Source organism: Methylomicrobium lacus, assembly GCF_041897535.1.
Taxonomy (GTDB): domain Bacteria; phylum Pseudomonadota; class Gammaproteobacteria; order Methylococcales; family Methylomonadaceae; genus Methylomicrobium; species Methylomicrobium lacus_A.
In genome coordinates this window covers 1,275,418-1,287,917 of record NZ_CP169217.1, presented here as the reverse complement: position 1 = coordinate 1,287,917, position 12,500 = coordinate 1,275,418, and the positions used below count along the sequence as shown (strand labels likewise).

Here is a 12,500-nt window from a genome sequence, read left to right as displayed (position 1 = left end):
AGATGGGAAAGCTCAAGGCATTTTTTACGAATAAGTGGGTGATTCAGTTTTTGGGTTTGGCGGCGCTGAGCTGCCTGATCTGGCTGGCGGGGCCGCTGATCGCGATCGCCGGCAGCGTGCCGCTGGAATCGGTGCTCGCCAGAACCCTGGTGATTGTCGCCTTGTTCGTGATCTGGATCATTTATCGGCTGGTCATGCAGCTGCGCGCCGGCAGCGCCGAAAAACAATTGGTCGAGCAATTGGTGGCGGCCGATGCGGACCCTGTCGCGAACGCCTCGGCCGACGAGGTCGACACGCTGAGCAAGGGCTTTGAAGAAGCCTTCGCGGTATTGAAACAATCGCGCAAGGACGGCAAGTCCGGCGGCCAGTTCGTCTATCAGCTGCCCTGGTACGCGATCATCGGCGCGCCGGGTTCGGGCAAGACCACCGCGCTGGTCAATTCCGGCCTGCATTTCCCGTTGGCCGAAAAGCTCGGCAAACACGCGATCAAGGGCGTCAGCGGGACGCGCAATTGCGACTGGTGGTTTGCCGATAATGCGGTGTTTCTGGATACCGCCGGCCGCTATACGACGCAGGAAAGCCACGAGGCGGTCGATGCGGCCGGCTGGGCGGGCTTTCTGGGGCTGATCAAAAAATACCGCCCGCGCCGGCCGTTGAACGGGGTGATCGTGGCGACCAGCCTGTCGGATTTGCTGCAACAGTCCGAGCAGGAGCGCCTCTTGCACGCGAAGGCCGTGCGCTCCCGGATTCACGAGCTGTATCAGCATCTCGGCGTGCGCCTGCCGGTCTATATGATGTTCACGAAGGCCGACCTGGTGGCCGGCTTCAACGATTTCTTCGCCGACCTGACCCAGGAACAGCGCGCGCAGGTCTGGGGAGAGACCTTCGCCGCCGACACCCTGAGCGGCGAGCCGGATTTGCCGGGCCGTTTCGGGGATGCCTATGAGGAATTGCTCCAGCGTTTGCAGAACCGGACGATCGGGCGCATTCAGGACGAACGCGACGTGCGGCGGCGCGCCAGCATCCTGGATTTTCCGCAGCAGATGGCGCTGGCGAAACCCGCGATGATCGACTACCTGCAGGCGACTTTCGCTGCGAACCGTTACGAACAGCCGGTGCTCCTACGCGGCGTTTACTTCACCAGCGGCACCCAGGAAGGCACGCCGATCGACAGGATGCTCGGCATCCTGGCCGGGGCCTTCCACCTGGACCGGCAGGCGGCGCCGATGTACAGCGGACAGGGCAAGAGCTACTTCCTGACGCGTTTGTTGCAGGACGTGCTGTTCCCGGAAGCGGAACTGGCGGGCACCGATCCGAAGCTCGAAAAACGCACGCGCTGGTTGCAGCTCGGCGCCTATATCGGCGCGGGGCTCCTCTTTCTGGCCGTGATCTCGCTGTGGACGGTCAGTTATTTCAATAACCGCTCCGCGCTCGAAAAGGTCGAGGAACAGATCGCCCAGTACCGCTCGCTGAAGCTGAACGCGAGCGACAGCCAGGATAATTTCCGGGTGCTCTTGCCGCGCCTGAACATTCTGCTGGGAGTCGCGGATGTCTACAAGGACGGCGGCCCGATGCTGGGATTCGGTCTGTCGCAGGGCGACAAGATCGAGGCGGCCGCCCATCATACCTATGACGCGATGCTGCGCGAGTATTTCCTGCCGGCGATCATGCAGCGCCTGAAGGAAAGGATGCAGGGGGCGGAGGGCAACAAGCTCGACGTGCTGTACCAGTTGTTGAAGGTCTATCTGATGTTCAACCAGACCGAGCGGCTGGTGCCGGAGACCGCGATGACCTGGATTCGCGCGGACTGGGACCAGCGCTATGCCGGCGATCCGGAGGCCGTCGCGCAACTGGTCCGCCATCTGGGCAATCTGCTCAAGCTGGAACTCGACCCGGCGCCGATCGACGACGCCTTCGTGAACGCGGTGCGCGGAAAACTGACGCAGGTGCCGTTGATCGGACAGATCTACTCCCGCTTCAAGTCCGAAGCGGTGACCGAACAGGGGCACGATTTTGAGTTGGGCAAGGCTCTGGGCGCGGACGGCGCGCGCGTGTTCGCGTTGGCGGACGGCAAGGATTTTGCGTCCTACACGATCTCGGCGGTGTTCACCGGCTACGGTTACAAGGAGCTGTTTTTGACCCAAAGCCGCGATTTCGTGAAGGATGCGGTCGAGCAGAACTGGGTGCTGGGTAGCCAGACCACGCTCGATGTCGCGGAAGTCGAAAAGCTGCATGCCGAGCTGAAGAAGCTCTATATCAACGAATACAAGACCGTGTGGTCGGACCTGTTGGCCAAGCTGAAATTGCAGCCCGCGTTGACGACTAGCCAGACCGCGCAAATGCTCGACATCCTGTCCCGCCCCGACGGCCCCTTGCGCAAATTGCTGGACGGCATCGATCAGAACACCTCGTTCAGCCGGCTCAGTAAGGAGGCCAGCGACTCGATCGCGAAGGCGGTCGGCAATGCGCTGAAGTCGCCGGACGCGAAGACCTCGCAACTGCTCGCGATGGCCAAGAACGCGGCCGGCCTCGACAGCGGGCCAGATCCTGCGATCGCGGCGGAAGTGCAGTTCGAGCCCTTGAGCACGCTGGTGCGCGGCGGGCCGGACAAACCGGTCGCGTTGGACCCGGTCCTGCAACAATTGAAGAGTCTGCGCGATTATTTTTTGCAATTGAGCAGCGCGAACACCGGCGGACAGGCCCTGCAGAATCAGGCGAATCTGTTCAGCGGCGCGGGCGCGGATGTGTTGAAACAGGCGCAACTCGAATTCGCCCGCTTGCCGGAGCCGCTGCAAGGCTGGCTGCAAATCGTCGTGAACAGCGGCGGCCAGAAACTGTCCTCGGCTGCTAAAGGGCAGTTGAGCGAGATGGTCAAGACCGGGGTCGCTGCGCCTTGCAAGATGGCCTTGACCGGCCGCTACCCGTTCAATACCGGCACGAATCAGGATGTCCTGCTGGCCGATTTCGCGAAGATCTTCGCGCCGTCCGGCCTGATGGACCAGTTTTTCCAGACCCATCTGAAGCCCTTCGTCGATACCAGCAAGCCGGTGTGGACCGAGATGGCGGCCGAAAAGCCACTGGGTCTGTCACAGGAGTCGATTCGGCGCTTTCAGCTGGCCGCCAAGATACGCGACGCCTTTTTCGCGGCAGGCGCCGCGCCGCAGGTGCAATTCGAATTGAAACCGCAGGCGCTGGACCCGAAGGTCGGCACCTTCCGCCTACAGGTCGAAGGCCAGGAAGCGGTCTACCGGCACGGCCCGGAACAGGCGGTCAGCCTGAAATGGCCGGGGCCGACCCCGAGCCAGGGCGTCAGGATCGTGTTTGAAACCCTCGACGGGCGCCAGGTCAGCCGCAGCAAGGAAGGCACCTGGGCCTTTTTTCGCCTGCTCGACGAAGCCACGATCGAGCCGACCTCCGCGCCGGAAAAATTCAATCTGACCTTTCAACTGGAAGGCATGAGCGCGCGCTATGAACTGCGCGCGGCCAGCGTGATGAATCCGTTCAATCTCAGGGAGCTGCAAGGTTTCCGCTGTCCGGAAGGCCTGTGAGTCATCCCGAATCCGCGCCGGGTTTTTACGGCAAGATTCCGAGCCACGGCGACTTTCTGTCCCGGCGTTTGCCGAGGCAGTTCATCGAACCCTGGGATCAATGGCTGCAGGCCGGTTTGCTGGCGAGCCGCGAGCAATTGGGACAGGCCTGGCTCGAGACTTTCCTGTACAGCCCGATCTGGCAGTTCGCCCTGGCGCCAGGCCAATGCGGCCCTGATGCCTGGGCCGGGGTGATGATGCCGAGCGTCGACCGGGTCGGGCGTTATTTTCCGTTGACGCTGGCCGCGAAAGTGACCCATTGGCCGTTGAACGCTTTGTTCGAAGCCGATTGCGGCTGGTTCGATGCGCTGTCGGATCTGGCGCTGTGTTCGCTGGACTACGATTTCGACTTGGACAGCTTCGATGCCCGGCTCGAACGCCTGCGCCTCGGCGACTTCGTCTCGGCGCGCCCGCTTCGCTACGGCAGGGAAGGCATCGACACCGCGCCGGGTCGGCAGGCGTTTCTTTTCCGGCTCGACAGTGCTTTGGATACGCCGCAGGCTTTGCGTCAGATCGGCGGCCAGTTCGGCAGCCGTTTTCTGGAGCGGTGCAGTTACTGGCGCTCAACCGCGTTTGAAGATGCAAAAACGGCCTTGCTGCTCAGCGAGGGGATGCCGCCGGTCGATGCCTTCGCCGGCTTTCTGAACGGCGTGTGGCCGAAGCGCCAATGGCAGTTTTCGGACGTGCGGTTGAGCGAAGGTATTCCAGGCACGGACGGCATGGCTGCGCAACACCGCATCGAGGTTCAAGCCTTTGCAAACGGGCAAAACACGGCTCCCCTGGCGCGGGACGACGATGAGATCACGGTGGGCCGCGAGCAACGCGAGCGCCTGGCGAGTTCGGGCCAGGACTGGGTCATCGAAAGCGCCGGCCTCAGCGTGGTCGGGATGCGGCGCAGGATCAACGAGGATGCGATTCTGGACCGGCGCGATGCCGGCCTGTGGGCGGTCGCGGACGGCATGGGCGGGCACAGCGCGGGCGATGTCGCAAGCCAGGCCCTGGTCGGCGCGCTGGCGAACATTCCCCGCATCGATGATCTTGAGCGCTACCGCGAGCAAGTCGAAGCGAGCCTGCAAGCGGTCAACCGCGACCTGCTGCAGCTGGCCGACAGCCGGGGCAACGGCCAGATCATCGGCAGCACGATCGTGGTACTGCTGATTGCGGGCCACCGTTTCCGCTACCTGTGGGCCGGAGACAGCCGCTTGTATCGTTACCGGCAAGGGCGTATCGAGCAGCTGACCCAGGATCATTCCTTATCGTCCGCATTGCCGGAGATGGGCTTCGACGCCTCCGGGACTGCGTCCGCACCCGTCCATGAAAACGTGATTACGCGCGCGGTCGGCGCGGATGAGGTGTTGGAGATCGACTGCGGCGAAGGCGAGATCGCCGATCGGGACCTGTTTGTGTTATGCAGCGACGGCCTGATCAAGGAACTGACGGATGCCGACATCGCCTCTTTTTGCAGCCAAGGCTCTCCCGGCGACATCGTGCAAAATCTGGTGCGCGAAGCGGAAAGCCGGGGCGGCAGGGACAATATCTCGGTCGTCGTGGTAACCGCCGCGCACGAAAAACTTTGAAAAGTTCTTTAATAAAGAGTTTAATGTATATGAATTTAAATAGCTTTATGTTTTGAGTAAAGCTTGGGGCCGCTACGAAAAGCCGTGTATCTTGTCACCGATTTTGCAAAAGATGACGGGAAAATAGTACAGGATAACGCCGGTTTTCCGCGGTTAAACAAATATCCCGAAAGAAGGAGCGCGACTTACCATGATGTCATTTAACAAGATTAAGCATTCACGCCTTATATCAAAAACCATTGCCGTATCCAAATTGAACGGCCCCTCCGTTGTTTATGGAACGTTGACGGCCGGATTGTTGGCCATGATCAGTTACGAGGCTTTTGCATTGCAAAACCCGTGCAGTAACATTGGATTTTCAAATACCGCGACATCGGCGCAACAGGATCTTGTCAGCACTTGTAGTGCTGTAAACTTTGGCGGGCCAGGCGAGTCCACCAATAATAACGCAGTCGAACAATTGACTCCTCTTCAGGCGCTTGCGCCATCGACGCTGGCGATTTCTGTTGCGAATCAGCAGTTTCGCAACGTCAAGAATCGGCTGATGCTGCTGCGCCGAGGCGCAGGGGGCGGCTTCGACGTCAGCGGTTTGAACGGCAGCGCCCTGCCTTCCGGGCTGGCCTTCGGTGGGCCGGGACAGGCGTCCGGCGGCGCCGGCGGCGACAAGGACAGCTCTTTTGACAAGCTCGGCGTATTCGTGAACGGCAACTTCGGCGTCGGCGACAAGGACCGCACGGATCGGGAACTGGGTTTCGAATACGACAGCCAAGGGGTCACGGCGGGCGTCGATTACCGCTTCACCGATGATTTCGTATTCGGCGGAACCTTTGGCTATAACGCGGTCAAATCCGACTTCGATGCAACGCGAGGAAACCTGAACCTGGACGGTTACAGCTATTCGCTCTATAGCACTTACTACAAAGAGGATTTTTACGTCGACGGTATCTTTTCGGGCGGCTGGAACGATTACGATATGCGGAGAAATATCAATTTTTCAGGATTTGGCGGCCCGATCAATCAAACCGCCAAAGGCGCCACCCAAGGCAACGATTTCTCATTCAATATCTCCAGCGGCTACGATTTTCATAATCAGGGTTTGACCTACGGACCGTATGGCCGGGTCAGCTATCAAAACGTGCAAATCGATGGTTTTCAGGAAAATGCAAGCAATCCCGGCGCTCCGGGTTTCGGCAGCCTGGCGACGGTCGGCAAGCAAAATGCCGACTCCCTGCAAACCGCATTGGGGGGGCAGCTGTCCTACGCGCTGAGCATGCCGTTCGGCGTCTTGATGCCGACCGCCAGGGCCGAATGGATACACGAGTTTCATGACGGCAGCCGGCCGGTCAACTGGCAATTCAGCAACGACCCCGCGCAGAGTGTCTTCACCGTCGTCAGCGACAATCCGGACCGCAACTATGCGAACCTGGGCGCGGGAATGTCGGCGACATTCACCCATGGCGTCTCCGCATTTCTGTTTTATGAGGCGATGGTGGGTCGTCAAAGCTTGGCCGAGCATACGATCAACCTGGGCGTGCGCGGCGAATTTTAGGCGGGATGATGTCCGCAACCACGCGCTTGTCCTTTGCGTTTGCCCGGCCGGGAGCGGATTTCAATACCCGAAAATCAGCAGGCGAGCCGATGCGCATCCTTATCCTCGGCGATTTCGGCGGTCAAGGCGCTGACCGGAAAAAGCTTGAAGAGCGTTCCATCCTGCGCGTGGACATCGACAATTTCGCTGCGGTGATGGCGCGTATCGCCCCCCGGCTGCGTCTGCGGCTCGATGCCGAAGTGGACTTGACGTTTCGGCAGCTCGAAGACTTCCACCCCGACGCCTTGTTCCAAAACTTGGAATTCTTTCGGGGGCTGGCGCGGATCAAGGAACGCCTCTACGATGCCGCGACGTTTCCGCAGGCGGCCGAGGAGCTTCGCAGCCTGGTGCAGGTCGCTCACGAGGAACCGAGGCCCGATGCGGAACGGACAATAGACGAAGACGATCAGGCGACCTTTGAACGCTTGCTCGGCGGGAGTTCCGATCGCCCTGAAGCCTTGCCCGAGGCCAGGGCAAAATCGGTTGTCGAAAACACCCTCGAACGAATAGTCGCCCAGTATATCGTTCCCGACGCGCCGCCCTTCCGGGACGTTTATCTGAAGGCGGTCGACGAAGCGTTGAGCGCGAAAATGCGGGGGCTCCTGCACCACCCCGAGTTCCAGGCGCTCGAAGCCGCCTGGAGGGCGCTGTGGTCCCTGGTTTCGAACCTGGAGACCGGCGAAAGTTTATCGCTGCACGTGCTGGATGTCGGCAAGGAACAATTGTTTGACGCGGTGAGCGCCGCCGGTGAAAACCTGAGCGGCTCCGGCTTGTACCGCCTGCTGGTGGAGCAACATACCGGCGGCTTCGGCGGCGAGCCGTGGTCGCTGGTGATCGGCAACTTCAGTTTCGGCAACAGCCCGGAAGATGTCGCCTTGCTGGCGGCCTGCGGGCTGTTGGCGGCCCAGGCCGGCGGGCCTTTTATCGCGGCGGCCGATCCCATGCTTCTGGGATGCAACACGCTGGCCGAGTCGTCCGATCCGCAGGATTGGGCCGGAATGACACAGGCAGCGGCAAAACGCTGGGCGGCGCTCAGGCAGAGCCCTGCGGCGCCGTGGCTCGGCCTGGCGCTGCCGCGGATTTTGCTGCGTTTGCCGTATGGACGCGATGCCGATCCTATCGAGTCGTTCGCGTTCGAGGAAGCCGGGCCGCCGTTCGCGCACGCGGCTTTTTTATGGGGCAATCCGGCTTTTTATTGCGCGCTGCTGCTCGGGCGTTCCTATCTCGAAAACGGCGATTCGATGCAGCCCGGCGATCATTTGCAAATCGACGACTTGCCGGCGTATATTCTTAAGCAGGACGGCGATGCCCGGCTTTTGCCGTGCGCGGAGGTGTGTTTGAACGACCGGGCGATGGATGAATTGCTGGGGCTCGGGATCATGCCGTTTCTGAGCCACCGCAGCGCCAACATCGCGCGTTTGGCAAGGTTTCAGGCGCTCGCCGATCCGCCATTCGCCTTGCGCGGTTTTTGGAACGCTTGAGTTAACCCATGTCATTTTGACAGCGCAAGATAGCCAATCATGCTTGTGATGCCGCCATTTCCTCCGCACGCTTTATGCAGCCTCCCTTAAACCCATCCGGCACATCCGATGCAGGACGATAAAACCGTTTTCAAGCCGCCCGTTCCGCCGCCGGACTCGGACCGGACCGTGATAGCCCGACCCGGCTTGCAGGTCTTTGTCGAGGACGCTTCCGGAAAAACGCAGAAAGACTATTTTTTTACCCAGGGATTCACCGCCGGGCGCGCGCAGGACAATCGGGTGGTCCTGGACAGCGCCGTGATCAGCCGCCATCATCTCGAAGTCAAACGGGAAGCGGGCGAGTGGTGGCTTATCGATCTGAACAGCGCGAACGGCGTATTCATCGACGGCCGACGGGTCGAGTCAAAATCCCGCTTGACGCTGCCGGTTCGGGTGCAATTGGGCAATCCCGGCATTTTTCTGCGCCTTCAGGCGACAGGACAGGAGGCGGGCAAGGCGCCGCAACCGAGTGAAGATCCCGCGCCGGCGCCGCCTTCCGACGCTACGCCGAGCGGGCAGGCGGCGGATAGGCGCCACTTGTCGATGGATGCGGTCAGGGAGCGGCTGATGTCGGCGGAAGAAGCCGAGGACGCCGGCGACTATACGCGGATGGTGCGCACCCTGATTCGCGAGGATCGGGTCGTCCACAGCAAGAAATACAACAAATGGATTTCGGTGCTGGCCGCTCTGTTTTTGGTGGCGGCCGGCGTGGTGACCTATCAGAGGATCGCCTTGTCGAACGCGCGCACGCTCGCGCTCGACTTGTTTTATGACATCAAGACGCTGGAGGTCAGCCTCTCGCGCGCCGAGTTGACGATAGAAACCAGCGCCAAGGTGCTCGAACAAACGATCAATACCCTCGCTCAGCAAAAATTGCAGGCCGATCAGAGTCAGATCAAGGCAGAGCAGGAGAAGATCGCCGCGGAAAGCCGTAGGCTGGCGCAGGAACGCAAACGCCTCTTAGGCATGAAGGCCAAATACCAGGAATACGTGCAGGAGGCCGAATCGTTGCGCATCCGTTTTCCGACCGCGGCGCGCTATGAAGAAGAGTTGATTACGAAGGTCGCGCGGGAATTCGGCGAGAGCGAACTGGAGTTGCCCGAAGATTTTGTCGATGAAGTCAGGCGTTATATCAAATACTGGCAGTCATCCTCGCGAATGCCGCAGGCGATGGCGACGCTCGAAAACAACGCCTATGCGCCGACGATCCTGGCCGCGTTGGACAAGGAAGGTTTGCCTTTGCACTTGATCTATTTGCCGCTGCAGGAAAGCAATTACGATGCGGCGGCGGTCGGCCCAGAGACCCGTTTCGGCATCGCGAAGGGCGCCTGGCAGCTGTTGGCTTCGACCGGCGAGGATTTCGGGCTGAAATCCGGTCCGTTGGCGGCGACGCGGGACTATGACGCCGAGGATCAGCGCTTCGATTTCAATCAGGCGACCCGCGCCGGCGCCAAATATTTGAAACTGATCTACAGCACCGAGGCGCAGGCTTCCGGCCTCTTGGTGATCGCGAGTTACAATTACGGGCAAAACCGGGTCAGGGAAATGATCAAGAAAATGCCCGACAATCCGCGCGACAAGAATTTCTGGAAATTCATCCAGCAATACCAGATTCCGAAAGAAACCTACGATTACGTCTTCTACATCTTCTCGGCCGCGGTGATCGGGGAGGACCCGAAGCATTTCGGTTTCAAGTTCAGCCCGCCGCTGCTGTCGGCAGCGGCGAAGCCGGGTTAGGCCCACTCATGGGCTTCGATCGTATCGAGTATTGAAGCCTCATACAAGGGTGCGCATCGCGCACCTTTTTTTATCGACGGTCTTTGAGCATTTCGAGTATCGAAGGCCAATGCCGCTCCCAGCAGCAGTCATGATCGGCGTCGGGCATCACGATCAATCGTGCCGATGGCTGCCGCCGCACGGCCGGAAGGATCAAGTCCGGCGGAATGTTCGTGTCCTTGGCGCCGGCCAGGTGCAGTTGAAAAATTTGGCCGGAGAGGGGAGGATGCTTGGCCGGATTCTCCGATCCGGTTAAAGGCGAATAGCGATGCCGTGCCGTCCAGGCGTCGGGGTCCAGGTTGCCGGCAACGGTCACGATGGCGCTGATGCCTTCCAGGCGCTCGGCGAGCAGCATCGCCAAGGCGCCGCCGCCGCTGAAGCCGATCAATACCGTTCTTTGGGGATGCAGGGCCTTCCGGATTTCCCCGAGTGCGGCGCTCATCGTCTCGATCACGGTTTTCGAATAACGCCCGCTGGTCCAGAGCTCGGCCGTGCAGGGCGGCTTGGCGCCGAAGCCATGATAGCAGGGGCGGCCGAGGTAAACCGAGGCGCTCGGGTCCTCTGCGGTCAATCGGAGCACGAGGGGGTTGCGCGGGGTCGGATTGGCCGCAATCTGCCGATGGTGAATCCACGGCGAGCCGTCGCCGTCCAGATAGACGTGCAGTTCGCCGTTTTGAATGGGTGCCCGGTTGCGATAAACGACGTGTTTAAAGTCCATGCCTTTGACGACGGTCCGGCCCAGACTTAGGCGCTCGGCCTCGAGGTCCAGGCGGATTTCGGGAGCGGCGCATCCGGCCGCGAGCAGCGGCAAACAGCAAAGCCATGCAAGGCGCCGGATCATGCCTTGGGACGCGTTAATTCTGGCCTTGCACTTCCAGGATCTGTTTTTTCAACGCCAAAAGACCGTCATGTTTCGGCACCGCTTCCAGTCCTTCTTCGATCTTGATCAGGCTTTCGGCGATATTGTTTTGTTCGAATAATTCTTCCGCCTGTTGCTCGCAGAGGTTGGCGATCTTTTCGAGTCCGGCCTTGGCGGGCTTGTTATAGGGGTCGATTTCGAGCACCTGGCGGTAGGCCCACAATGCATTGCTGCCGGAAGGCGCGGTGATGAAGCCGACGTCATAGTGAATCTGCGCGAGTTCCAACAGGTCTTTGACCTTGAGTTCCTGTTCCGGCGTCAGCGCGATCACCTTGTCGGCCAGGGGATCGACATTGTAATAGAGATAGACGTAAGCGCCCGCCGCGCTGAGCAGCGCCAGCGCGGTGATGCCGGATAAAATCCAGGGAAGCTTCGCGCGCGGCTCGAATTCATTGATGAATTGATTGACCGAAGGCGTGCGCTGCTCTTTCTTGAAGGCGAGCGCATGCTGCAGCGCGTTCCATTGCCGCCGCTTCAAGCCCGGAATCGCCGGCGCCTGTAGATTGACTTCGCAGGCTTTCGGCGCGGCAATCTTGCCGAACGGATGCTTGCCGGTCAACAGTTCGTAGGCCACACAGCCCAGCGCGTAAATGTCGTCGCGCGGGTCGGGCGGCTGATTTTCGAACATTTCGAGGCTCGCGTATTCGGGCGTCAGCGCGCCGAGATCGCGGGCGTTGAACACGGTCTTGTCATGGCCAACGTCGGTGCGGGCCGCCGCGCAGGCGATGCCGAAGTCGAGCACCTTGACGTCGCCGCCGGCCGTGATGAAGGCGTTGCCGGGTTTGAAGTCCGAATGGATGATGTTGCGCTTGTGCGCATAAGCCAGGGCGAGCGCCAGGCCCTTGATGATCGGCCAGGCTTTCTTGAAAGGCAGGCCGCTCGGCGCGTGTTCGCGAATGTATTGCCGGAGCGACTGGCCGTCCAGAATTTCCATCACCATGAATACATTGCTGCCGTCCCGGTCGAAGTCGTAGACGGTGACGATGTTCGGGTGCGCCAGTTGCTGGGTTTTCTTGGTTTCTCTTTGCAGCGCGATGAAGAGCTCGGGGTCTTCGCGGAATTCTTCGTTCAGCACCTTGATCGCGACGTCCGGCGCTTCGTCGAGCGCTTCCTCCCGGCGCAGGTCGGTCGCCCGGAACACGGTACCCATGCCGCCGCAGCCGAGCACTTCCTTGATCACGAAACGGTCCTTGATCACCGAGCCGACGGTCAGCGGGGCGGAGGACGATTCCGTGCCGAAGCCCAGGGTTCTGGCGGTGCGTGCGGTGGCTGTGGGGGCCGGCGCTTGGGCGGTCGGACTGACGATCGTTTCGGCGTCCTGGCTTGCGGCGCAGGTCTCGGCCGGCGGCGGGGCGCTCGGCTTGACGGCGGTCACGATCGTGGCGTCGGTCTCCGCTGCCGGAGGATAAGGGCGCGCGGCAGGGCCTGCTTCCGGGCTTGGGGCAGCCGGCTCCGGATGCAGTAGATTGGCCGGTCTCGGCGCAATCCGGGTCGCGTCATCGGCATTATCGTCGGCGGTTTTATCGATCATAA

The 12,500-nt window shown here is 60.8% G+C and carries 7 protein-coding genes; 5 read left to right on the top strand and 2 right to left on the bottom strand.

Annotated elements, in window-relative coordinates; translation table 11 throughout:
* Window positions 1-2 precede the first annotated feature (2 nt).
* The 5 genes from tssM (at window position 3) to ACEPPP_RS05600 (ending at window position 10,009) form a co-directional block, all read left to right on the top strand.
* On the top strand, window positions 3-3,548 hold the full coding sequence (gene tssM / locus ACEPPP_RS05620; protein ID WP_374090060.1) for a type VI secretion system membrane subunit TssM: 3,546 nt from the start codon (window positions 3-5) through the stop codon (window positions 3,546-3,548).
* Window positions 3,545-5,164 carry a type VI secretion system-associated protein TagF gene (gene tagF, locus ACEPPP_RS05615; RefSeq protein WP_374090059.1) on the top strand — a complete coding sequence of 540 codons (1,620 nt, stop codon included), beginning with the start codon at window positions 3,545-3,547 and terminating at the stop codon, window positions 5,162-5,164. Before tssM ends, tagF begins: the two co-directional genes overlap by 4 nt.
* Before the next feature lie 460 nt (window positions 5,165-5,624).
* Window positions 5,625-6,713 (top strand): autotransporter outer membrane beta-barrel domain-containing protein, encoded by a 1,089-nt coding sequence (locus ACEPPP_RS05610; protein ID WP_374090058.1) that lies wholly within the window; start codon window positions 5,625-5,627, stop codon window positions 6,711-6,713.
* A gap of 89 nt (window positions 6,714-6,802) precedes the next feature.
* Entirely contained in the window at window positions 6,803-8,233 is a 1,431-nt protein-coding gene (locus ACEPPP_RS05605) for a type VI secretion system contractile sheath domain-containing protein (RefSeq protein ID WP_374090057.1), read from the top strand.
* Window positions 8,234-8,341: 108 nt separating this feature from the next.
* A complete protein-coding gene (locus ACEPPP_RS05600) occupies window positions 8,342-10,009 on the top strand; it encodes an FHA domain-containing protein (RefSeq protein WP_374090056.1) in 1,668 nt (555 codons plus the stop codon).
* A 70-nt stretch (window positions 10,010-10,079) separates the two neighbouring features.
* Here the strand turns inward: ACEPPP_RS05600 and ACEPPP_RS05595 are convergent, their stop codons facing one another.
* Complete coding sequence (locus ACEPPP_RS05595; RefSeq protein WP_374090055.1) at window positions 10,080-10,889, bottom strand: alpha/beta fold hydrolase; 810 nt, start codon at window positions 10,887-10,889, stop codon at window positions 10,080-10,082.
* 13 nt (window positions 10,890-10,902) lie between these two features.
* Entirely contained in the window at window positions 10,903-12,498 is a 1,596-nt protein-coding gene (locus ACEPPP_RS05590; protein WP_374090054.1) for a protein kinase, read from the bottom strand.
* Between the last annotated feature and the right edge of the window lie 2 nt (window positions 12,499-12,500).